We start from the raw sequence: 22,605 nt of genomic DNA, 5'->3' as shown, positions 1-22,605 counted from the left end.
GCGAGAAGCCCACTGACCCGCCGGTGAGCGGATAATTCTGCCGCCCCGCGGGTTATCCACGCAAGGGACGGCCGAAACCCGCGCCGCGAAAGCGTCCCGCATAGGGTGGAAGGTCGAGGGAGGGGGCCCGATGACGAGCACGCACGATTCGTTGCGCCTGGCCGACGTCGATCCGCTCGTGTTCACCGAGCGTGCCCGCGGGGGCCAGATCGTCGGGGCCGTGGCGCTGGATGTCGTCATGCCCGTGGCGGTGCTGGCGGCGGGAATCGTCGTCATCGCGGCCGGTCCGCCGGCGCTCGGCTGGCTGCTGGTCGTCGCCGCGCTCGCGCTCTTCGCCGTCGCTGTCTGGCTCCTCGGACGCACCGGCCGCACCCTCGGCGCGGCGACCGTCGACGCGCGTATCGTGCGCCGGACAACCGGTGCGGCCGCGGGCGGGTCGGCGTTGTGGGCACTGGCATCCGGCAAGCTCGCCATGTTCGACCTCCGCGGCGGCCGCGATCCGTTCGCCCCGGCGATCGCGGCGTTCCAGTTCCCGGAGACCGCGCCCGATGCGAACCCGGGCCGCGCGCGTCGCGGCATGGTGCCGACGCTGCTCCTCGATTCGGGCGAGCGCCTCACCCTCGACACCGCGCTCGTCCTGGGGCGCGACCCCTCCGCGCCGGCCGATGCCCCCGCCGAGGTGTACCGCTGGGCCGATATGTCGCGCACGCTGTCGAAATCGCACGTCCGCCTCGAGTGGGACGGCCGCCAGGTGTGGGTCACCGACCTGGGCTCGACGAACGGCACCTTCGTCCGCGGGGCGGGCGCCTCGACCCCTCTTCTTCCTCACCAACGCACGCCCGTGCCCACCGATGTCGTCCTCGAGATCGGTGACCGCACCCTGACCATCCGGGATGCCGCATGAGCACCGTCGCACACCCCCTCCTCGACGCTGCCGGCCCCGGGTGGGCCGGCACCGAGACGCGCGCGCCGATCGTCGCCTTGACGACGGCGATGAGCGACTTCCTGCACAAGACCGCGAGCCAGGGACTGCGTCCGATCATCGTGTCGAGCGAGTTCTCGCGCATGACCCAGCCGCTCGCGCAGGTGCTGTCGGCCGTCCAGGGGCACTGGGTCGTGCGCACGCGCACCGACGGCCTCTATGACGCGCGCACGGGCGTGCGCATCGACGCCCCCGCCGAGGCCCTGAACCCGGTGCCGCCGACCCCGGACAACGTCCACCCGCTCTTCGTCCGGGCGCAGGTGACATCCACTCTGCAGGTCGTGGCGACCGTGTCGACGCGGCACCGGGTCACGCGCCCGGTGCGACTCGGGGGCGTCGCCGAGGCCGCGGTCGCCCTGTTCACCGGGGCCGAGCCGACCGCGTGGGGCGCGGTCGAGCCGCTGCTCGCGCCGTGGGACCGCGACGACCTCACCGAGCGATCGCGGCGGCGCGTCCCCCTCGACAGCCACTGGGCCGCGGTCGGCGCGGGCGATCGCGCGGTCCTTTCGACCGTGCAGGTCGGCCGGACGAGCGAGGGTCTGGAGGAGACGACGCGCGTGTGGGCCGCCGTGCCGGGGGTGGGCCGAGAATCCGGCGCCACCGCGACCGCCGAGGCTCGCGAGCTCCTGGCCCGTGCCGCGACCATCGGCCTCCCCCTCATCGGGATCGCGTTCGCCGCGATCGGCGCGCCCGACCTGGCGCGCCGGGCCACGGCATCCCCCCAGCCCGAACCGCTCGCGCTGCTGATCGGACCGGTGGGGATCCGCGCGCTCGGCATCGACGGGAAACGCTGGGTCGAGGAGGTCGGCGGCACGCCGGTCGGCAGCCCGCGGCTCCCCGGGGCGATGCTGCCGCTGGGATCCGTGGACGGCGGCGGGTGGGGGCGCCTCAACGACGTCCTGTCGACCCTCGACCCCGACCGCCTCGGCGAACTGCTGAACCTCGCCCCGCACGTGCGAGCGCAGCTGCGCGTCTCGGAGGGAGTGCGCTGATGCCCGACCAGCGCGACACCGTTCTCATCGAGCAGGCGAAGATCCAGCGCATGCGCCTGGGATCGGCCCTCGTCTACGGCCACATCGGCGAGCGCCGCACCGTCAACGACCACATGAAGCGTCTGATGGGCTCGATCATCGTGGCCGCGATCGCGTGCGCCGCCTGCGTCGGCGTCTCGTTCGTCTCGCAACTGCTGACCGAGCGCGCCGCGCAACAGGCGACCTCGACCGTCCAGACCCCCACCGGAGCCGTGACCCCGTGAGCATCTACACCCGTCTGACCGTCGCGGGATCCGAACGCCGCGCGGAGGTCGTCGTCCCCAGCGGTGAGCCCGTGGGCGCGGCGATCCCTCGCCTGCTCGACCTCCTCGGCGAGACCGCCGGCACGGTGGCACGCCCGCTCGCGGTCATCGCTCCCGACGGCGAGCAGATCGACATCGCCCTCACCCCGCAGCAGCTCGACCTCGCCGACGGAACACTGGTCCGCCTGGTCCGCCTGGATGCCGCGCCCCCGCCGCCCGTCGTGATCGACGTCACCGACGCCGCCGCCGACGCGCACGACGCGCGCCCCGACCACTGGGACGACCGGGCGCGCACGATCGCCGGCGGAACGGGGATCGCCGCGGCGTTCGCGCTGGCGGGGTGGCTGTCGCCGTGGTCATCACCGACGCTCGCGGCCTTCGCCCTCCTCGCGGCCGCTGTGCTTCTGGTCGCTGTCGCGACGGGCCTCGGGCTCGGCGGACTGCGTCGTCTGTCGACGTGCGTGTCCGCTGCCGCCGCGGGTCTCGCGCTCCCGGTCGGCAGTGCGACCACCGCAGCGTGGGGCTCGAGCCCTTCGGCGCTTCTCGCCGGCATCGCCGCCGCTTTCGCCACCGCCGCCACCGTCGCCCTGCTCGGTGTCGGGGTGGCGCACCGACGGCGCGGTGCCGCGGCGGGCGGAGCGCTCGGTGCCGTGCTCGCCTCGCTGCTGCTCGGGCTGCTGCTCGCGGGGGTGGATGCCGTCTCGGCCTCGGCCGTCACCGGCGTCGTCGCCGCATTCGCCACCGGCCCGCTGCCCTGGATCGCTCTCTCCTCGGCGGGTCTGACCGACCTCGACCAGCGCGCCGCCGCGGGGTCGCCGCCCGCGCGCCCGCGCGCGTTCGCCGCGATCGACGAGGCTTACGCGTCGCTCACGTGGAGCGTGGGGGCCGTGGCATCCGTCCTCGGCGTGACCGGAGTGGTGCTCGCGCTGTCGGGCACCATCTGGACCGAGCTGCTGGCCCTGGCGTTCTTCCTCGTCGCCGCTCTCCGAACCCGCGCGTTCCCCTTGCGCTGGCAGGGGTGGCTGCTGTGGGCGGCCGCCGGTGCGGTCGCCGCGGCGGGACTCGCGGTGCTGCTCCTGGGGGGTCTCGGCTGGATCGGCGCGGGCGTCGCGGTCGTCGTCGCCGCGCTGATCGCGACGATGGTTCTCGTGCGGCCGCGGCCGCACGTCCGCGCGCGCCTGCGGGGTCTCGGCAATGTGCTCGAGACGCTCGCGGTGGTGGCCCTGATCCCGCTGCTGGTGGGAACGCTCGGGATCTACGCCGAACTGCTCGGCATGTTCGGCGGTCAGTCATGACCGTGCTCGATCTGCGAGCGCTGTCGACCGCCGTCTTCGGCAGCGGGGCGAACGGGCGTGTCGAGCTGACCTCGTGGGATGCCGCGATCCGGGGCGGCCTGTCGACGACACGTCGCATCGGCGTGGTGTCGCTGTCGCCGGGTGCCGGGACGAGCACGGTCGCGCACCAGCTGGTCCGTGCGGTCGCTGCGCGGCGCACAGAACCCGTGCTCGCCGTGGATGTGTCCCCCGGGAGGCCGGGGCTCGCCGAGCGGCTCGGCGCCGAAGCGGTTCCGCCGGACGACACCCGCGCGTCGGCCCGGACGACGGCGGAGGCGCTCACCGGCCTCGAGGTGCGCGACCGCGTGGTGGCGCTGCGCCCGCGCGACGCCGACGACGCCGTGGGCGCGTGGCTCGGCGAAGCCGCACCGATCGCCCGCTTCTTCGACGTGTCGGTCACGGACTTCGGGGCACGGCATCCCCTCGCCGACCTCGCCGCGTGCGCCGCCCTGTGCGATGTCGTCTGTCTCGTCGGCGACGCCCGCCGCTCGCCGGCCGAGCACGCGCGCTCGGTGGTCGACGCGATCGCGGGGCTGCCCGAGTCGCCGTCGGTCGTGCTGGCGCTGGTGGATCACGCGCGCGAGGGCGATGGCGTCGCCCGCGCCCTCGCGACCGGTGCCGACCATCCCGTCATCGCCGTGCCCTTCGATCCCGGCCTGGCCGCCGGAGGTCACGCGCGGCGCTCGACGACGCTGCTCGCGGTCGTCCGGCTCGCCGCCGCGCTCGTCGCCGCCTCGGGGAGGACCGCATGACCGTCCGCATCGTCCACCGCCCGGCCCGCATCAGCGAAGCCGTCGAGCCCGCGGCCGACCTGATCCTCGCGCCGCCGCCGCCGATCGGCGAGGGCGCGACGGGCTTCCCCCTGCAGTCGCTGCTGCCGATCGTGGGCAGCCTGTCGTCGATCACGATGATCGTGCTGCTGCGCAACAACCCGATCATGGTCGTGGTGGGTGCCGTCATCCTCGTCGTCGCGCTCGTCGGCGGCCTCGGCATGGCCCTGACGCAGCGCGGCAACGCCGCCCGTCAGCGCCGCGTGCAGCGCGAGCGCTACCTGGACTACCTCGAGGAGACGCGCGAGGCCGTCCGCCAGACCGCCGACGCGCAGCGCACCGCCGCCCTGGCACTGCACCCCTCCCCCGGCACCCTCGTCGAGATCGCCGCCGACCCCGCCCGCCGGTGGGAGAGACGACCGGGGGATGCCGATTTCCTCCGCGCCCGCATCGGGACGGGCGACCTGCGCGCGGTCGAGGTGGCCCTCCCTCCCGAGCAGAACCCCGTGCAGCCGTTCGACCCGGTGATGCGCGAGTCCGCCGAGCGCATGGTGCGCCTCGCCGGCATCGCGCAGGGCATGCCCGCGACCGTCGACCTCGAGCGCGGCGGGCAGGTGTCGATCGTGGGCGCACGCGGCGACACCCTCCGCGTCGCGCGAGCCCTGGCCGCGCAGATCGCGGCGTTCCACTCCCCCGACGACGTGCACATCGCCGCGGCGATCGCCCCCGCCCAGCGCGACGACTGGCACGGCCTCGACCTGCTGCCCCACCTCTCCGGCGACACTCCGCCCGCCGGTGCGGTCACAGCGCGCCGCGTCGCGCCGAGCCTGTCCGAGCTGCTGTCGCTGCTGCGGGACGAATTGCGTGACCGCGTCGCGACCGCCGCCGCCTCGCGCCGCGCGGGCCGGAAGACGAAGCCCGGGCGCCTGGTCATCTTCGTCGACGAGGCCGATCACGCCGCGTCCCCCGTCCCCCGCCTGGATGCCGCGCTCGACCTGACTGCACTGGGCGTCACCGTCGTGCACCTCGTCGACGACCGCTTGAAGGAGCCCACCTCGGTCGCGGTCCGCGTGACCGTCGAGAACGGCACGGCGACGGTGGAGACCCCGGGCACGGGCGAGGCGGCGGTCAGCGGCATCCGGATCGACCCGATGACCCCCGCCGCGCTCGACGTGGTCGCGCGTCCTCTCGCGGGGCTGCGTCTGACGCGCACCTCGGCGCAGGACTCGGGCACGGCCCTCGCCCCCGACGTGACGCAGCTGCTCGGCGTCGCCGACGTGGATGCCATCGACACCTCGGCCGTGTGGCGCACGCGCAGCGCCGCCGAGTTCCTGCGCGTGCCGATCGGCGTCGACGACCAGGGCGGCCCGGTGCTGCTCGACCTGAAGGAGTCCGCGCAGCTCGGCATGGGCCCGCACGGCATCTGCATCGGCGCGACCGGTTCGGGAAAGAGCGAGCTGCTGCGCACGCTCATCCTGGGCCTCGCGCTCACGCACTCCCCCGACGACCTCAGCATGATCCTCGTCGACTACAAGGGCGGCGCGGCGTTCGCGCCGTTCTCCCGGCTCCCGCACGTCGCCGGCATCATCGACAACCTCGCCGACGACCCGCAGCTGACCGAGCGCGCGCGTGCCAGCATCCAGGGCGAGGTCGTGCGTCGACAGCGCCTGTTGAAGGATGCCGGGAACGCGGCATCCATCGGTCACTACCGGCAGATGCGGCGCGATCGCCCCGAGCTGCCGGCGCTGCCGCACCTGTTCCTCGTGATCGACGAGTTCGGTGAACTGCTGACCGCGGAGCCCGACTTCGTGGAGCTGCTGCTGACGATCGGGCGCATCGGCCGATCGATCGGCGTCCACCTGCTGCTGTCGAGCCAGCGCATCGAGGGCGGGCGCCTGCGCGGCCTCGACACGTACCTGTCGTATCGAATCGGCCTGCGCACGTTCTCGGAATCGGAGTCGGCCGTGGTGCTCGACACCCCCGATGCGTTCCACCTGCCCGCGATCCCCGGCTTCGGGTACCTCAAGGTCGACACATCGGTCTACACGCGCTTCCGCGCCGGATACGTCTCGGGTCCGGTGCCCGATCCGGTCGAGTCGGGCCCGCGGCACGACGACGCCCCGCCCGTCCTGCGACTGCCCGCGTACGACCTGCCCGACGACTCCCCCGAGGCCGAGCAGCTCGACAGCGCCGAGCCCGAGACCCCGACCACCGGCCGCACGCTCGTCCAGGCGGCGACCTCGCGACTCGCGCGCGGCATCGCCCGCACGCGTCCCGTGTGGCTGCCGCCGCTCCCGCCCGTGCTGACCCTCGGCGGCGTGCTGCCGCAGGCCGACGGCGCCGGGACGCTCCGCGCCCCGATGGGCCTCGTCGACGACCCGTCGAAGCAGACGCAGTCGCCGTGGATGCTCGACCTCACGCGCTCGGGCGGTCACGTGTCGATCACCGGAGCTCCGCAGTCGGGGCGCTCGATGTTCCTGCGCACGCTCGCGGCATCCCTGTCGTTCACGCACTCGCCGCGCCAGGTGAGCATCTACGGCATGGACCTCACGGGCGGCGGCCTCGCCCGCATCGAGCCGTTCCCCCACGTCGGTGGTGTCGCGACCCGCGGCAGCCGCGAGCGGCTCACGCGTCTGCTCGAAGAGCTCACGGGCATGCTTGCGGTGCGCGAGCGCGTGTTCCGCGATGAGAACCTCGACTCGCTCGCCGACATGCGGCGGCAGCACGCCGACGGGCGCCTCCCCGACCTCCCCAGCGCCGACGTCGTGCTGCTCGTCGACGGGCTCGGGGCGCTGCGTCAGGACTTCGAAGACCTCGAGACCCCGCTCGCGCAACTGCTCGAACGCGGCGGTAGCTTCGGCATCCACGTCGTCATCGCCCTGTCGCGCTGGAACGAGCTCCGCATGAACCTGCAGGGACTCATCGGCACGCGCCTCGAGCTGAAGCTCAACGACCCGGCGGACTCGCAGATCGCGCGGAAGCTCTCGCAGACGCTCCGCGCCGACGAACCCGGCCGCGTGCTGACCGACGAGAAGCTGTTCGCGCAGATCGCGCTGCCGCTGCTCGAAGAGGTCGACGACGGCGACACCGGCGAGGCGCTCGAGCAGCTGGCCCGCGAGAGCGCGGCCCGCTGGGGCGGTCAGGGCGCGGCGCCCATCCGCCTGCTGCCCGAGGTGCTGTCGCCGTCCGAGCTGCCCGACGCGATCGACGAACCGGATGCCGTGCCCCTGGGCCTGCGTCAGGACACGATGCAGCCGGTGTCGCTCGACCTCGTCACGCGCGACCCGCACCTGCTCGTGCTCGGCGACAGCCGCTGCGGCAAGACGACACTGCTGCGCGGCATCGTGCAGGGCGCGATCGACCGGCACTCGGCCGAGGAGCTCGTCGTCGCCCTCATGGACGCGCGCGGGGAGCTGGCATCCGAGGTTCCGGATGCCTACCTCGGCGGCCACGCGACGTCGGGTCGGCAGGCGCGGCTGCTGGCCGAGTCGATCGCCGTCGAGCTGGAGAAGCGCGCGAACGACCGCGACGCGGGTCCGCGGATCCTCGTGATCGCGGACGACTTCGACATCCTCGCCGCGGGCGGCACCGAGCCGCTGCGCCCCCTGCTGCCGTACCTCGCGTCGGCGCGCGACCTGCGCCTGAACGTCGTGGTGAGCCGTCCGGTCGCCGGTGCGTCACGGGCGATGTTCGACGTGGCGCTGCAGGGCATCCGCGACACCGGTGGCACCGCGCTGATCATGTCGGGCGACCGCTCCGAGGGCGCGCTGCTGCCCAAGCTGTACGCCGAGCCGATGATCGCCGGCCGCGGTCGCCTGGCCCGTCGCGGCGAACGTCCGACCCTCGTGCAGGTGGCGAACTTCGTCGCCGGCGAAGGTGAAGACGCGGGTGCTTCGGGGGTCGGCGCGCCGGCGGAGGCGGTGCCTTCGGTGGATGCCGATGACGCGGGCGCCGTGGACGAGACGACGCGGGAGGTCGCTCCCACGGGCGCTGCTTCCGCGCCTGCCGCCGCCACGCCGCCGAGCGACGACATTGACGACGTGACCCGCGAGGTGGTCACCGCGCGGGGTCCCGCGGCAGCATCCGGCGGCGAGGACCAGCCGCTGACCCGACGGAGGAGAGACAACCGTGCCCCGTAGCAGCGTTGCGTTCACGCGCGAACCGGTCGACATCGAGGCGCTGGCCGAGGCGATCTCGGCGGTGCTGACTCCCGAGGAACTCGCGGCGACCGCGGTCGAGATCCGCCCCCTCGACGACGGCGCCGCCGCTCAGGTGGTCGTCGCCGAGCGCGTCGTGCTGACGGTGCTCCGGCCCCGACTGACTCCCCCGCCCGTGGAGCTGGCGCGGGTGTACGGGGCGGTGGAGGTCGCGCCGGATGCGCGCTGGTCGACGGACTGCTTCGTGACGTGGGAACCCGAGGGCGTCATCGGCGTGCGGCTTCTCGAGGCTGCGGCCGCGGCGCGCGGCGGTGTGGCGACGCACCTGGGGTGAGCTTCACCCACGGGGCTCGCCGCGCGAACGCGGCGGGACGTCGTCGGGTGGCTCGGGAGCAAGGGCGGCAACACGATCGCCGCGGGTGTCACCTAGGCGTTCGCCGAGCTGGACAAGAACAACTCCCTCATGGTCACGTACGTCGACGCGGCGGGGATGCACCGCCGCACGTGGACCGACACCGGAACCGCCTCCCCCGCGGGAAGCGTGGAGACCACCGTCCCCGCGGCCAGCATCGCCGTCGGCACGCTGCTCGCACTGGGCGTCGACGGCATCCTGCGGAAGGGAACCGACCCGTCGCGACCGGGGTCACGTCGGCGTTCGCCGAGGTCGACAAGAACAACTCCACGGTGGTCACGTGGGTGGACCCGGGGGGTGCTAAGCGCGATTCGTCGAATCGCATGACCAACGCTCCAACTGATACCCACGTCACTTGGAGCGTGAGCTCCACGCTCCAAGTCGAGTTGCACCCACATCGCGACGCTCCAACTGAAACCCACAGTTAGTTGTAGCGTGGGCGTATGGATGGAACCCGATTTGTCGACTCCGAGTTCGGATACGCCACTCGTGAGCCCGGCAAGAAGGATGCGTTCGTCTACTACCTTCCCCGACACATCCCGCGCCAACTCGAACTGTCGAGCAGGGTAGTTTCCGCTCTCTCCGAAGCCGACGCGGCTCTCGGACATCTGCAGGGGCTGGGCATGCTCATCACCGACCCGAGCCTGCTCATCGGCCCGTACCTTCGGCGCGAGGCGCTCGCGAGCTCTCGGATCGAGGGCACACAGGCATCACTGTCCGAAGTGTTCCAAGCGGAGATCGACACGGACGCACGCAACGATGACACTGCCGAGGTCCACCGCTACCTTCAGGCGACGCACCAGGCCTACACGTTGGCGGCAACGTTGCCGATCACGCAGCGACTGATTCTCCAGGTCCACGAGACGCTCCTGGCCGGGGTGCGGGGCGAGGAGAAGTCACCCGGGGAGTTCCGACGATCGCCCGTCTGGGTGGGCAGAGCCGGCGCCACACCCGTGTCCGCTACGTTCGTGCCGCCTCTCCCCCAACACCTGGGCGACCTCCTCGCCGACTGGGAACGGTTCGTCAACGACGATGGCCGCGCCCTGCCTGCGCTCGTCCAGGCCGGCCTCATGCACTACCAATTCGAGACCATCCACCCGTTCCTCGACGGCAACGGTCGAATCGGCCGGCTACTCATCAACCTCCTTCTCATGGAACGCAAGCGCCTCCCCCTGCCGCTGCTCTACCTCTCCAACTACTTCGAAACCCACCGCGAGGAGTACTACGAGCGGCTCCAAGCCGTGCGCGAGAGAGCCGACATCGAGGGCTGGCTCACGTTCTTCCTCGAGGCCGTACGTGCACAAGCCGACGACGCCGTCGACCGCTCTCGCAGGCTGATCTCCATTCGCGAGCGGTACCACTCGGAGGCGATCAAGGAGCGGTCAAACCTGCCGCGTCTCGTGGACATCATCGTTCGGAACCCCTTCGTCACGGTCAAGTCCGTCCAAGACGAACTCGAGATGACCAACCAGGGAACGCGCCTGCTCATCAAGAACGCCGAGAAGCGCGGTTGGCTCCGCTCGTTGGGCACACACGGCAGGGGCGGACGCGAACGCTGGTTCGCGCCCGCGATCTTCGAAGTCATCGACATGCCGATGACCTACGAGGACTGAGGCCATCGACGACGGTGTTCTCCGCGATGGGCGCGCTTGTACGTCGGGCGGGTTCGCCCGTACAACGCCACGGGACTTTGACCGCCAGATGGTCCGGGCCGGTCTGGCTGCGCTCCAAATCCGGTTACACCGATAGGTTCACGCTCCAACTGAATCGCGTTTCAGTTGGAGCGTGGGAGGGGGATCGGAGCGCATTCCGCGCTTTGGGGCGCACGATTCATGCCCCGCTGCGCGAATCGCGCCCCAAACCCCGATGACGCCGCCCGGACGCGACACCGAACGGCACCGCCCCCGCCCCGCTCTACCCCAGCGCAGGCGTCCGCGGCGGCACCGTCCGCCGCGGACGCAGCGCCTCGAACGCCGCGGCCATCGACAGCAGGGCCGCGTCGTCGTACGCGCGGCCCGCGAACGTCAGGCCGGTCGGCATCCCGATGTCGGGCAGGGTCCCCAGCGGCACCGTCACCGTCGGGACACCGCAATGCCGGATCGCGAGGTTGCCCGTCGCGACCCACACGCCGTTCCGCCACGCGATGTCCGCCGAGGCCTCGTTCACGTCGGCGTCGGCCGGTGCCACGTCCGTGAGCGTCGGGAAGACCACGGCGGCGAAGCCGTTGGCATCCATCCACTCCTCCAGATCGCGGCGCCGGGTCTCCTCGAGACCGCGCACCCCCTCGGCGAGCGCAGGGATCTCGGAGAACGACGCCACCGGGTGCTCGCGCACGTGCGCGGGGTATTCAGCGATGTCGTCGTCGAAACCGTCGTACCGATCCGGGAGCGCACCCTCAGGATGCGGGAAGATCGCCGCGCCGTCCACCGACGCCAGGCCGGGGTGGCCGTTCGCGCGGAGGAAGTCGTCCCACGCCCACGCCGACAGGTCGACGATCTCGCGGTGCAGGAACTCCTGCGACACCAGACCGCGGGTCGTGATCGTCGGCGCACCCGGGCGATCGCCTTCGTAATTGCTCACGAGCGGGAAGTCGCAGTCGACCACGATCGCGCCCGCAGCCTCGAGATCCGCGCGGGCGACATCGAACAGCTCGCGCAACGACGGCCGCGGCTCGATCCGCTCGCCGGTCGGCCCGCCGACGCCTCGGGTGCCGGTCCCGGCCAGCGGATCCTCGCCGAGGAACATACGCGGGATGCCGATCCGCTTGCCCCGCAGCGAGGGTCGGCCGGCGAGCTCGGCGAACGACGGCGGCCGCACCTCCTCCACCGAGGGCAGCGGCACCCACGGCTGCGCGCGCCAGAGATCTCCGCGCGTCTCTGGGTCATCGGCGACGATGACGTCGAGCACCGCGAGCAGGTCGGCCATCGAGCGGGTGTGCGGCACGACGACATCCATCGTGGGCACGAGCGGCCAATTGCCGCGCACCGAGATCAGGCCGCGCGACGGCGTGTACGCGCACAGTCCGTTGCACGCGGCGGGCGCACGGCCGCTCGACCACGTCTCCTCGCCCAGCCCGAAGACGCCGAACGACGCGGCGGTCGCCGTGCCCGAGCCGTTCGACGACCCCGACGCGAACGCCGACGTCAGGAAGTCGGCGTTGTACGGACTCTCGGCCCGGCCGTACAGCCCGCGCTGCATCCCGCCATTCGCCATCGGGGGCATGTTCGTCAGCCCCAGGCAGATGGCCCCGGCCTCGCGCAGCCGCGCGATCGTGAACGCGTCGTCCGCCGCGACGAGGTCGGCGAACGCCGGGCTCCCCGCCGCGACCGTGAGCCCGCGCACCATGTAGCTGTCCTTCGCGGTGTACGGGATGCCGTCGAGCAACCCGCGCGCCCGACCCGCGGCGCGGCGGGCATCGGATGCCGCGGCCTCGGCGAGCGCGTCGGGGTTCCGCACGACGACGGCGTTGAGCTTCGTCGCGGTGTCGGGGCCGTCGTACGCGTCGATGCGCGCGAGGTACGCCTCGACCAGCTCGACGGCGGTGGTGCGGCCCTCGGCCAGAGCGGCGGCGAGCTCGGCGATCGAGGCCTCGACGACGTCGATCACGCCGTCACCTCGGGCTGCTGCTGGGTGATGCAGTGGATGCCGCCGCCGCGCGCGAACAGCTCGCGGGCATCGACGGTCACGACACGGCGACCGGGGTAGACCTCCTCCAGGATGCCGCGGGCCGTGGCATCCGCCTCGTCCTCGCCGAAGCCACACGCGATGACGCCGCCGTTCACGACGAGGTGGTTCACGTAGCTCCAGTCGGTGTCGCCGTCGGCGTCGCGGACGGTGGCCGGCGCGGGCAGTTCGCGGATGTCGAACGGGCGGCCCGCGGCATCCGTCTGCGTCTCGAGGAAGGCGCGCAGCTCGCGCGTGACCGCGTGGTCAGGGTGGGCGGGGTTCTGCTGGTCGTGCAGCAGGACCGTGCCCGGCGTCGGCATCGTCGCGACGATGTCGACGTGCCCGCTCGTGCCGAAGTCGCCGTAGTCGCGGGTCAAGCCGCGCGGCAGCCACACCGCGTGCGTGGCGCCGAGCGTCCGGAGCATCTCGGCCTCGACCCGCTCCCGCGTCGCGTACCGGTTGCGGCGCGGGTCGAGCTGCACGGTCTCGGTGAGGAGCACCGTGCCCGCGCCGTCGACGTGGATGCCGCCGCCCTCGTTGACGAGCAGGGACGGGACGAGCTCGGCACCGACGGCGTCCGCGATGATCCGGGCGTGCTCGGCGGCCTTGGCCCACACCGACCAGTCGTGATCGCCCCAGCCGTTGAAGATCCAGTCCACGGCACCGAGGACACCCGGTCGCTCGGGGTCGACGACGAAGGTCGGACCCGAATCGCGCAGCCAGAACTCGTCGACCGACGCCTCGACGATCTCGATCTCGCTCGACAGCATCCGGCGGGCACGGGCGAGCTCGCTCGGGTCGACCAGCATCGTCACCGGCTCGAAGGCGGCGACGGCGTGGGCGACCGCGGTCCACGCCGCGTAGCCCGCCTCGCGCTCGGCATCCGTCTCTCCGAGGGTCGGACCCTCGCTGGGGAACGCCATCCACGTGCGGGTGTGGGGCGCTGTCTCGCTCGGCATCCGCCAGGTCATGGGTTCTCCTCCGGGGTCGGGGCGGTCATCCCGTCACACCACATCATGGATCGTCGGGGTGAAGACGGGGCGGCCGGCGACGATCGTCTCGCTGACCCGGGCGGTGAGGAGGGATGCCGCGCCCTCGACGAACGGGTCGGTGTCGATCACCACGAGGTCGGCGGCGAAACCGGGCGCGACGCGTCCGCGCCAGTCGGCGTCGCCGATCGAGGCGGCGGCATCCCGGGTCGCGTGACCGATGGCGGTCGCGAGCGGAAGGGCGTACTGCGGGTGCACGGCCGGCACCGACGGGTCGAGGGCCGAGGCCCGCGTCGCCGCGACGTACATGTTCGCCAGCGCGTCGTAGGGGGCGGTGGGAGCGTCGGTCGAGAACGCCACGAGCGCACCCGCCCGCTCGTACTCGGGCCACGGGAACGCCCGTTCCACCCGCTCGTCGCCGAGCATCGCGGCCCAGTTGGCGAAGATCGCCGGGTCGGCGTGCACGGGCTGGAGGGATGCCGTGACCCCCAGCCGCGCCAGGCGTTCGGCCGTGCCGGGGGCGGCGTACTCGAGGTGCTCGAGACGGTGACGACGGGGGATGTCGCCGTTCGCCTCGATCGCCCGCTCGATCGCGGTGAGGGCCGCGTCGCTGGCGGCGTCGCCGATCGCGTGCATCGCGATCTGGAGCCCCGCGGCGTCGGCGGCCGCCACGACCGGCGCGAGATCGTGCAGCGGCCAGATGGGTTCGGCGTTCGAGCCGTCGGCGTAGGGGGCGCCCATCGCCGCGGTGCACGCGTCGATGACGCCGTCGAGGATGAGCTTGATGCCCACCACCCGCAGCCAGGGTGACGCCGGGCGGCGGGCCAGCTCGACCACACGATCGAGCTGCGCCAGGTTGCGGTCGAGGTCGCCGGTGTTCTCGACGAGCCAGTGCGCCGCGACCCGCAGCGGCAGACTCCCGCCGTGCCGGGCGACCGCCCGCTCGATCGCGGCGAGCGCGTGCTCGTCGAACGCCATGTCGACCACGCCCGTGACGCCGGCGGCGGCGTACGCAGCGAGCACCCGTTCCACGGCCTCGTCGCGGTCGGCATCAGTCATCGAGGCATCGCGCTGGCCCCAGGCGTACTGCACCGCCGCCGTCTCGAACAGCATGCCGTTGGGTTCGCCGTGCTCGTCGCGGCCGATCGCCCCGCCGAGCGGATCGGGGGTGTCGCGGGTGATGCCGAGCTCGGACAGAGCGGCGGTGTTCACCCAGCAGGAGTGGTAGTCGTTGGCATCCAGGTACACCGGCACGTCGGCGACGACGGCGTCGATCATCGCCGCGGTCGGGGCTCCACCCGGCACGGAATCGAACAGCCAGCCCCGGCCGCGCACCACGGGGGCGTCGGGATCGGCGGCGCGCGCCTCGCGCAGAAGATCCTGGATGCCGTCGAGCGTCCGCGCGTCCGTGAGGGCGACCTGACCGAGCGAGGCGCCCATCATCAGGAGATGAGTGTGGGCATCGGTGAAACCGGGCAACAGGAGCGCTCCGTCGAGGTCGACGGTCGCGTCGACGTCGAGCGCGAGGGCCTCGGCTCCCACGGCGGCGATCGTCTCGCCGTCGAGGGTCACGGCATCCGTCCACTGCGCGTCGGGATCGGGATCGGCGGTGAAGATACGCCCGCCGCGGTAGAGCGTGCGGGTCATGCGGCCACCTCCGCCGCCTGACGCTCGAGGCGCCGCGAGAGGAGCCCGACGATGCCCGCCGGGACGGCGAGCGCGAAGCTCGCGATCGCGAGGGTGATCGTGAAGCCCTGGTAGCCGAGCGCCGCGACGAGGTTGGCACCGATCACGGGGGTCAGCGCAGAGCCGACGAGGTAGGTGGCCAGGAGCGGGCCCGACCAGCGTCCGTCGACGTCGAGGGCGGCCGACGTCGAGATGAAGAAGGCGAAGACCAGCGCGTAGACGGTGTTCCAGACGATGAAGACGACGACGAAGAGCGTGGGGTCGGAGATCGTGCCCTGGACGATCTTCAGGATGCCGCCGATCACGAGCAGCACGATGAGCGGGATGCCACGGCCCAGGCGGTCACCGACGATCATGAGTCCGATCGAGGCGAGCAGGCCGCCCGCCGTAGCCCCGGAGAGCGCGAAGCCGAGGCCCTCGGGGGTGAGCCCGGCCTGGTCGGCGCCCATGACCCCGACCATCGCCCACAGCGAGTCCTCGCTCGCGGCCCAGAGGGCGAAGACGACGAGCAGGGTGAACCCCGCGATCGTCACGGTGCGCGAGGGCTTCACCGCGGAGCGCCGCGTCGCCGCCGACGATTCCTGGCGCACGGCGGCTTCGGCGTGCACCGGGGCGGCGGGAGCGCCGGGCAGCCACATCACGAGCACGAGAGCGACGAGGCTGAACACCGCCATCGACCCGAACACGTCGATCGGGGCGAGCCCGATCATCGGCACGACCGCGAGGACGACGGTGATGATGCCGCGGTTGGCCAGGCCGTAGAAGCCGGCGACCCGGTCGGGATTGCGGAACGCCGCGATCGCGGCGCCCGAGGCGGCGACCGCCCCACCCGCGCCGACCCCACCGACGAGGAGACCCGGGAGGAGCAGAACCGGGACGAGAGCGGCGAGTCCGAAGCCGGCGACGGCGAGCAGCAGACCCGCGCGAGCGACCGTTCGGCGCGAGCGCCCGGCGCACAGCGGGGCCACAGCGAGGCCCGTGAGGGCGGTGAGCAGCAGGGCACCGGTGACGAGCCAGCTCGCGGTGAGCACGTCGGCGCCCAGCCCCTCCTGCACGGCGATGATCATGTACGGCGAGAGGTTGACGCCGAGGTACCCGGCGATGCCGACGATGAACGTCGAGCTCGCGGTGGGAAGGCGCAGTGGAACGCGGGTCGAGCCTGTGGCGGCGACGGCGGCGGTGTCGCGGGTGGTGGAAGACACGGAGACCTTTCGGGAGCGCCGGCGGGCCGGCGGTGCGGGGTGGGCCCCGGTCGGAATCGTCGTCGATCGCGACCGGATGAGGCCGAGGCTACGGACCGAGTGTTTCGGTTCCGGCGTCGATGGTGTTTCAGGGACATTAAACGTTTAAGTTCCGATCGGCGCAAGACCCGGTCGAACCGTCGGGTAGCGTCGGCACACGTGACCCCCCGAAAGCCGACGCTCCACGACGTGGCCGCGTCCGCCGGTGTGTCGATCGCGGCGGCCTCCTTCGCCCTGCGCGACAAACCGGGGGTCTCGCCCGAGACACGCGACCGGGTCCTCGCCGTCGCCCGCGAGCTGAACTACACCGTCAACGTCCCGGCGCGCAGCCTCCGTACGGCCCGGTACGGCGCCGTCGGCCTGTACCTGCCGCCCGGGTCGACCAGGCTGCCGTACTACACCGAGTTCGCCTTCGGAGTCGTGGATGCCGCCGACCGTCGCGGCCTCTCCGTCATCCTCCTGCCCCACCGGGAACCCGACGACGTCACCGCCCCCACGGCCTTCGTCGACGGGTACGTCGTCGTCGATGCCACGACCGAGGATGCCGGCATCCGCGCGATCCTCGACACGGGACGGCCCGTCGTGAGCGGCGAGCACGTCCTCGGCGGCGACGACCGGGTCCGCGCGAGCGTCGTCTCCGACCACACGGCAGCCCTCACGGGCCTGCTCGATCACCTCGCCGCGGCCGGCGCGCACCGCATCGCCGCGGTGCTGCCGCCCGACGGCACCGCCTGGAGCCGCGACATCACCGGCGCTTACACCGCCTGGGTCGCCAGGCACGGCGGCATCCCGATCTCCCGGCGCATCGCGTTCGTCCCGACCGCCGATGAGGTCGCCGGTGCCGTCGACGATGTGCTCGCCACCGAAGACGTCGACGCCCTCGTCCTCGTGCCGAGCGGTTCCGCGGCTCCCGCACTCGACTCCGCCGCCCGCGCCGGACGCCGGGTCGGCGACGACCTGCTGCTCGCCGCCTACGTCGACGAGCCGATGCACGCCCTGCTCACCCCGAGCGTGACGGCGTTCGACCTCGAGCCCCGCGACTTCGGTGCGGCCTGCGTGGACCTGCTGGCGGAGGTGTGGGATGCCGATGGCCCCGCCGACCGCGTCCGCGTGACCGAACCGCGTCTCGTCGTGCGGGCGAGCACCTCCCGCGCCTGACGCGCGTCGGCGCTCGCGGCCGCGCCCGGTCGCCGAGACTGCACGCGCCTGACAAACCCGCTGCAGGCTGCAATGGACTTGTCAGTGAGATGCAGTCTCGGCGATCGAGCGCGGGACGGGGCGGGGGGATGCGCGCTGCGGGTCGCGACCTAGAGTGAACAGCGTGAAGGTGCGGTTCTTCGGCGGCCTCTCGGTGGCGCGGGGCGCGGACGAGGGGACGGTCCCCGGGCGCGGACAGCAGGCTCTGCTGCTGCGCCTCGCCGTCGACGCCGGGACCACCGTGGGCTACCGCGCCCTCGCCGACGACGTGTGGCCCTCGGACGCCCCCGACGACCCGCGCGCCGCCCTGCAGTCGCTCGCCTCGCGCCTGCGGCGGACGCTCCCCGACGGGCTCCTCGCGTCGGTCCCCGGCGGCTACCGCCTCGATGTCACGCGCGACGCCGTCGACATCACCCGCTTCCAAGACCTCGTCGCCACGGCGCGCCAGCGCGGCGACTCGGCACTCGCCCGCGACGCCCCCGAACTGTGGGTCGGCGACCCGTGGATCCCGCACGACGGCTTCGACTGGCTCGTGCGCGACCTGTGGCAGGACCGCGGCCACGCCGAGCGTCTCGTCGCCGCAGCGCCCGCGCCCCTTCCGGAGACGCCGAGGGTCCCCGCGGCGATCGCGGGCCTGGTCGGGCGCGCCGACGAACTGGATGCCATCCGGGAAAGGCTCGCCACCGATCGGCTGGTCACGATCATCGGCCCCGGCGGCGCCGGCAAGACCACGCTCGCCCTCGAGACCGTGCGCGGCGCCCCCGACGCCCTGATCGTCGAGCTCGCCCCGGCCGCGTCGGGCGAAGTGTGGGCGGCTCTCGCGGGCGCGGTGGGGCACGGCATCCGGTTGAACGAGACGTCCGCCGTCGCACCGGCGACACCCCGCGAGCGCGTCCTCGACGCCGTCGCCGGGCGTGACGTCGTCGTACTGCTCGACAACTGCGAGCACGTGATCCTCGAAGCCGCCGAGGTCGCCCACGCCCTCCTGCTCAGCACGCCCGGGTTGCGGATCCTCGCGACGAGCCGCGAACCCCTCGGTGTCGTCGGAGAGGCGTTCGTCGATCTCGGCCCCCTGCCGGCCCTCGACGCCGACGAGCTGTTCGCGCGACGGGTGCGCTCCGCACGGGGGACCCCGCCGTCCGCCGAGGAGCAGTCCACGGCCGAGAGCATCGTCCAGCGCCTCGACGGCCTCCCCCTCGCGATCGAGCTCGCCGCCGCGCGCGCCCGCACGCTGACGCTCGCCGAGATCGACGCGGGCCTCGGCGACCGCTTCGCGCTTCTCGCTCACGGTCCGCGCCTGAGCCCCGACCGGCACCGCACCCTGCGGGCGCTGATCGACTGGAGCTGGGACACCCTCACCGATGCCGAGCGGGTGGCCCTCCGGGCCGCGTCGGTGTTCCCCGACGGGATCGGCAGCGGAGACGTCCGCGCCGTCGCGGGCGCGTTCGCGGTGGATGCCGCCGTGTTCGACGCCCTCGTCGACCGGTCGCTGCTCGTCCGACGGGACGGCCGCTTCCGGCTGCTTGAGACCGTCCGCGAGTACGGGCTCGACCGGCTCCGCGCCGAGGGAGCCGAGACCGCGTTTCGCGAGCGCGCGGCCGACGTGCTCACGACTCTCGCGGCGGAGCGCGAGAGCACGATGCGCGGGCCGGGACTGCGCGCCGGGCTGGAGTGGTTCGACGCCAACGAGGAGAACCTGTCGGCGGCACTGCGCACGCGCTCGGTCGGTCAGGACCGCCGCGCGGGTCGGCGCCTGCTGCGGGCGCTGCTGTGGGCGTGGGCGGTGCGCGAACGCGTCGAGCAGCTGCGCCCGGCTCTGGCGGTGTTCGCCGACCCGCACGCGCCGCTCGACGACGAGCCGGGGGTGGTGATCGAGGCGCTGGCTCTGTTCTCGGCGTCGTTCCCCGAGGCCGGGACCGTGGCGCGGGCCGATCCCGCGGCCTTCGCCGCGCGTCGCCTCGAGATCGAGGCCGCCGCCCTCCGGCATCCGTCCGAGGTGAGCGTGCTCGTTGCTCCCCTGCTGCGCCTGGCCGAGACGATCCTCGAGGCCGACGGCGCCGGGCGCACGTGGCACGTCGATGTCGCCGACACCGAGATCGACGCCGCCCCGCTGTGGTCGAGAGCGACCCTCCGGGTGCTGCGGGCCGGCGCCGCGGCGAACGCCGGCGACACGACCGCGCTCGGGAGCGAGAGCGAGCGAGCGCTCCGGATGTTCACCGAGGTGGGCGACCCCTGGGGCATCGGGATCGCCAGCCAGCTCCGGGCGGAGTGGCTCATGCTCGCCGGCCGTCTCGACGAGGCGCTTGAGGTGACCGACCGGGCCCTCGACGTCGTCGCAGGCCTGTCGTCGGTGTCCGACCTGCTGCAGCAGCGGACCCAGGCCATCGGTATCCTGCTGCGGCTCGGCAGACTCGACGAGGCACGCACCCGCACCGCCGACATCGGGACGGTCGCCGCCGCCGACGGTTCCGTCCGCGCCGTGACCCAGGCGCGCATGGCCGCGACACAGGTGGAGATCGCCGCGGGCGACGGAGCGGCCGCGCTGGCCCACGCCGACCGGATCAGCCCGGAGCCCGGATTCCCCGAACAGATCACGGCCTGGGCGGGAGCGCAACGCGCGGAGGCGCTGCTGCTGCTCGGCCGTCGCGACGACGCCCGGGCCGCGCTGCGCGAAGCCCTGCCCCTCGCCGTCCGCTCGCGCGACCATCCGATCGTCGCTTCCGTGCTTGTCGCCGTCGCGGGATGGAACGCCGCCGCGGGCCGACCTGAGGTCGCGCGCGAGGCGCTCGCCCGAGCCGAGGCCGTCCGCGGTGCCGCCGACGAGCGCGACCCCTTCCGGCGGTGGGTCGGGGAACGCCTCGGCGCGGATGCCGGAGAGGTTCCGGCATCCGCGCCCGGCATCCCTCTCGGAGAAGTGGATGCCGACGTGCTCGCGGCCCTGCTCGACTAGGCCTTCCGCATGTAGGCGCGGACCGTGAGCGGGGCGAAGACCGCCACGATCACTGCCGCACCGATGAGCGAGACGAGAGCGTCGGAGCCCAGCGTTCCCGAGTTCACGAGGTCGCGGACCGCAGTGACCAGGTGCGACACCGGGTTGATGTCGACGAACCACTGCAGCCACGACGGCATCGTGTTCGAGGGGACGAAGGCGTTCGAGAGGAACGTCAGCGGGAACAGGATGAGGATCGACACGCCCTGCACGCTCGACGCGGTCCGCGCGATCACGCCGAAGAACGCGAAGATCCAGCTGATCGCCCACGAGCAGACGATGACCAGGAGGCCGGCGAGAACGACCGCTCCGAGGCCGCCTTCGGGCCGGAAGCCCATGATGAACCCCATCGTGAAGGTCAGCGTCGTGGCGATCGCATACCGCACGGTGTCGGCCAGCAGCGCTCCCGAGAGCGGGGCGATGCGGGCGATCGGCAGCGACCGGAACCGGTCGAACACGCCCTTGTCCATGTCTTCGCGCAGCTGCACGCCCGTCACGACCGAGGTCGTGATGACGGTCTGGACGAGGATGCCGGGGATGATGATCGGCAGATAGCTCGCGACGTCGCCGGCGATCGCGCCGCCGAAGATGTACGTGAACATCAGCGTGAACAGAATTGGCTGCACCGTGACGTCGATGAGCTGCTCGGGCGTGCGGCGGATCTTCAGCAGTCCGCGCCAGGCCATCGTGAGGGTGTTGCGGAGCGTCTGGCCGAGCCCCGCGGTGCGGGGCAGGTCGCGCTCGAGAGTCAGGGCGGTCATGCGCGGACTCCTTCCAGGTCGTCGGCGCTCTCGCGCGCCGCGTCGTCGTCGGCCGGCACTCCGCTGCCGGTGAGGGTGAGGAAGACCTCGTCGAGGGTCGGCTGCTGCACGCTGAACTCGCTCAGGTGCACGCCCGCCGCGCGGAACGCGACGAGCAGATCGGTGACCTCGTCCGGGTCGGACATCGGCACCGTGAGGCGCGCCGCCTCGGGAGACACGATGGCCGTGGCATCCAGGACCCGTCCGATGGTGGCGCGAGCGACCTCGAGGTCGGAGCCCGGCTGCAGGCGCAGCACGAGCGACGCCTGACCGACGGATGCCTTGAGCTCGAGCGCCGTACCCTCGGCGACGACGCGTCCGCGGTCGATGACGGCGATGCGGTCGGCGAGCTGGTCGGCCTCGTCGAGGTACTGCGTCGTGAGCACGACCGTGGAGCCGGTCGCGACCAGCCGGCGGATCGTGTCCCACATCTGCCCGCGGGTGCGGGGGTCGAGGCCCGTCGTCGGCTCGTCGAGGAAGATGAGCGGCGGCTGGGCGATGAGGGATGCCGCGAGGTCGAGGCGACGGCGCATGCCGCCGGAGAACTTCGCGAGGGGCCGGGAGGCGGCCTCGGTGAGGCCGAACTCCTCGAGCAGCTCCGTCGCCTTGCGGCGGGCGTCGGCACGCGAGAGCCCGAGGAGCCGGCCGAAGATCATGAGGTTCTCGGTGGCCGAGAGCTTTTCGTCGACCGACGCGAACTGCCCCGTCAGGCCGATGAGCTGTCGGACGACGTGCGCTTCCTTGACGACGTCGTGGCCGAAGATCTCGGCCCGCCCGCCGTCGGGACGCAGCAGCGTCGTGAGCATGCTGATCGTGGTGGTCTTGCCGGCACCGTTGGGGCCGAGAACGCCGTAGACGGTCCCGGCTTCGACGACGAGGTCGACGCCGTCGACGGCCCTGTTCGAGCCGAACGTCTTGACGAGCCCTTCGGCTCGTACCGCGGGAACGCGGGTGGATGAGGTGGTCATGACGACAGGATGCGCCGGGGGTGCTGTCGCGCCGCTGTCACGGCGAGGGTGGTGCTGTCACGGCGCTGTCACGGTGGCGGGGGGGGTGGTCGCAGGTGGCCCCGGGGCGACAGAAGTGGC

The 22,605-nt window shown here is 72.7% G+C and carries 17 protein-coding genes; 10 read left to right on the top strand and 7 right to left on the bottom strand.

Annotation, left to right across the window (positions count from 1 at the left end):
• Positions 1-130 precede the first annotated feature (130 nt).
• The 7 genes from D8Y23_RS08310 to D8Y23_RS08280 are packed head-to-tail and all read left to right on the top strand — an operon-like array spanning position 131 to position 8,871.
• Positions 131-904 (top strand): FHA domain-containing protein, encoded by a 774-nt coding sequence (locus D8Y23_RS08310; protein WP_128217687.1) that lies wholly within the window; start codon positions 131-133, stop codon positions 902-904.
• Positions 901-1,974: a DUF6177 family protein gene (locus D8Y23_RS08305; RefSeq protein WP_128217686.1), complete on the top strand. Its 1,074-nt coding sequence runs from the start codon at positions 901-903 to the stop codon at positions 1,972-1,974. The genes D8Y23_RS08310 and D8Y23_RS08305 overlap by 4 nt, the downstream gene beginning before the upstream one ends.
• Positions 1,974-2,237 (top strand): hypothetical protein, encoded by a 264-nt coding sequence (locus tag D8Y23_RS08300; protein WP_128217685.1) that lies wholly within the window; start codon positions 1,974-1,976, stop codon positions 2,235-2,237. Before D8Y23_RS08305 ends, D8Y23_RS08300 begins: the two co-directional genes overlap by 1 nt.
• Entirely contained in the window at positions 2,234-3,571 is a 1,338-nt protein-coding gene (locus tag D8Y23_RS08295; RefSeq protein WP_128217684.1) for an EsaB/YukD family protein, read from the top strand. Before D8Y23_RS08300 ends, D8Y23_RS08295 begins: the two co-directional genes overlap by 4 nt.
• On the top strand, positions 3,568-4,362 hold the full coding sequence (locus D8Y23_RS08290; protein ID WP_128217683.1) for a hypothetical protein: 795 nt from the start codon (positions 3,568-3,570) through the stop codon (positions 4,360-4,362). Before D8Y23_RS08295 ends, D8Y23_RS08290 begins: the two co-directional genes overlap by 4 nt.
• A complete protein-coding gene (gene eccCa, locus D8Y23_RS08285) occupies positions 4,359-8,519 on the top strand; it encodes a type VII secretion protein EccCa (protein ID WP_240663836.1) in 4,161 nt (1,386 codons plus the stop codon). Before D8Y23_RS08290 ends, eccCa begins: the two co-directional genes overlap by 4 nt.
• Entirely contained in the window at positions 8,509-8,871 is a 363-nt protein-coding gene (locus tag D8Y23_RS08280; protein ID WP_128217682.1) for a hypothetical protein, read from the top strand. The genes eccCa and D8Y23_RS08280 overlap by 11 nt, the downstream gene beginning before the upstream one ends.
• 92 nt (positions 8,872-8,963) lie before the next feature.
• On the opposite strand, the gene D8Y23_RS08275 is transcribed toward D8Y23_RS08280, so the two are convergent.
• Complete coding sequence (locus D8Y23_RS08275; protein WP_128217681.1) at positions 8,964-9,146, bottom strand: hypothetical protein; 183 nt, start codon at positions 9,144-9,146, stop codon at positions 8,964-8,966.
• Between the two features lie 246 nt (positions 9,147-9,392).
• Here D8Y23_RS08275 and D8Y23_RS08270 point away from each other — a divergent pair, with 246 nt between their 5' ends.
• Complete coding sequence (locus D8Y23_RS08270) at positions 9,393-10,562, top strand: Fic family protein (protein ID WP_128217680.1); 1,170 nt, start codon at positions 9,393-9,395, stop codon at positions 10,560-10,562.
• Between the two features lie 301 nt (positions 10,563-10,863).
• Here D8Y23_RS08270 and D8Y23_RS08265 read toward each other — a convergent pair whose 3' ends face one another.
• From D8Y23_RS08265 to D8Y23_RS16775, 4 genes are read right to left on the bottom strand one after another with little or no spacing between them, the layout of a single operon-like run.
• On the bottom strand, positions 10,864-12,555 hold the full coding sequence (locus D8Y23_RS08265) for an amidase (RefSeq protein WP_128217679.1): 1,692 nt from the start codon (positions 12,553-12,555) through the stop codon (positions 10,864-10,866).
• Complete coding sequence (locus D8Y23_RS08260) at positions 12,552-13,586, bottom strand: agmatine deiminase family protein (RefSeq protein ID WP_128217678.1); 1,035 nt, start codon at positions 13,584-13,586, stop codon at positions 12,552-12,554. Before D8Y23_RS08260 ends, D8Y23_RS08265 begins: the two co-directional genes overlap by 4 nt.
• 33 nt (positions 13,587-13,619) lie before the next feature.
• Positions 13,620-15,251, bottom strand: a complete 1,632-nt coding sequence (locus tag D8Y23_RS08255; protein ID WP_128217677.1) for an amidohydrolase — start codon at positions 15,249-15,251, stop codon at positions 13,620-13,622.
• Positions 15,248-16,492, bottom strand: a complete 1,245-nt coding sequence (locus tag D8Y23_RS16775) for an MFS transporter (protein WP_164878179.1) — start codon at positions 16,490-16,492, stop codon at positions 15,248-15,250. The genes D8Y23_RS08255 and D8Y23_RS16775 overlap by 4 nt, the downstream gene beginning before the upstream one ends.
• Before the next feature lie 198 nt (positions 16,493-16,690).
• On the opposite strand from D8Y23_RS16775, the gene D8Y23_RS16770 reads away from it, so the two are divergent.
• Together D8Y23_RS16770 and D8Y23_RS08240 are read left to right on the top strand one after the other, a co-directional pair.
• Entirely contained in the window at positions 16,691-17,689 is a 999-nt protein-coding gene (locus D8Y23_RS16770) for a LacI family DNA-binding transcriptional regulator (RefSeq protein WP_164878178.1), read from the top strand.
• 163 nt (positions 17,690-17,852) lie between these two features.
• A complete protein-coding gene (locus tag D8Y23_RS08240) occupies positions 17,853-20,678 on the top strand; it encodes an ATP-binding protein (RefSeq protein ID WP_128217674.1) in 2,826 nt (941 codons plus the stop codon).
• On the opposite strand, the gene D8Y23_RS08235 is transcribed toward D8Y23_RS08240, so the two are convergent.
• Positions 20,675-21,478, bottom strand: a complete 804-nt coding sequence (locus D8Y23_RS08235) for an ABC transporter permease (RefSeq protein WP_128217673.1) — start codon at positions 21,476-21,478, stop codon at positions 20,675-20,677. The genes D8Y23_RS08240 and D8Y23_RS08235 overlap by 4 nt on opposite strands.
• Complete coding sequence (locus D8Y23_RS08230) at positions 21,475-22,485, bottom strand: ATP-binding cassette domain-containing protein (RefSeq protein WP_128217672.1); 1,011 nt, start codon at positions 22,483-22,485, stop codon at positions 21,475-21,477. Before D8Y23_RS08230 ends, D8Y23_RS08235 begins: the two co-directional genes overlap by 4 nt.
• Positions 22,486-22,605: the final 120 nt, after the last annotated feature.

The organism is Microbacterium enclense, assembly GCF_004022425.1.
GTDB classification, from domain to species: domain Bacteria; phylum Actinomycetota; class Actinomycetes; order Actinomycetales; family Microbacteriaceae; genus Microbacterium; species Microbacterium enclense_A.
This window is presented reverse-complemented; position numbering and strand designations above follow the sequence as displayed.

Coding starts and splice junctions, on each gene's coding strand:
- D8Y23_RS08235 (WP_128217673.1), bottom strand. CDS start 21,478: ATGACCGCCCTGACTCTCGAGCGCGACCTGCCCCGCACCGCGGGGCTC.
- D8Y23_RS08305 (WP_128217686.1), top strand. CDS start 901: ATGAGCACCGTCGCACACCCCCTCCTCGACGCTGCCGGCCCCGGGTGG.
- D8Y23_RS08270 (WP_128217680.1), top strand. CDS start 9,393: ATGGATGGAACCCGATTTGTCGACTCCGAGTTCGGATACGCCACTCGT.
- D8Y23_RS08230 (WP_128217672.1), bottom strand. CDS start 22,485: ATGACCACCTCATCCACCCGCGTTCCCGCGGTACGAGCCGAAGGGCTC.
- D8Y23_RS08275 (WP_128217681.1), bottom strand. CDS start 9,146: ATGCCGTCGACGCCCAGTGCGAGCAGCGTGCCGACGGCGATGCTGGCC.
- D8Y23_RS08300 (WP_128217685.1), top strand. CDS start 1,974: ATGCCCGACCAGCGCGACACCGTTCTCATCGAGCAGGCGAAGATCCAG.
- D8Y23_RS08260 (WP_128217678.1), bottom strand. CDS start 13,586: ATGACCTGGCGGATGCCGAGCGAGACAGCGCCCCACACCCGCACGTGG.
- eccCa (WP_240663836.1), top strand. CDS start 4,359: ATGACCGTCCGCATCGTCCACCGCCCGGCCCGCATCAGCGAAGCCGTC.
- D8Y23_RS08310 (WP_128217687.1), top strand. CDS start 131: ATGACGAGCACGCACGATTCGTTGCGCCTGGCCGACGTCGATCCGCTC.
- D8Y23_RS08255 (WP_128217677.1), bottom strand. CDS start 15,251: ATGACCCGCACGCTCTACCGCGGCGGGCGTATCTTCACCGCCGATCCC.
- D8Y23_RS08290 (WP_128217683.1), top strand. CDS start 3,568: ATGACCGTGCTCGATCTGCGAGCGCTGTCGACCGCCGTCTTCGGCAGC.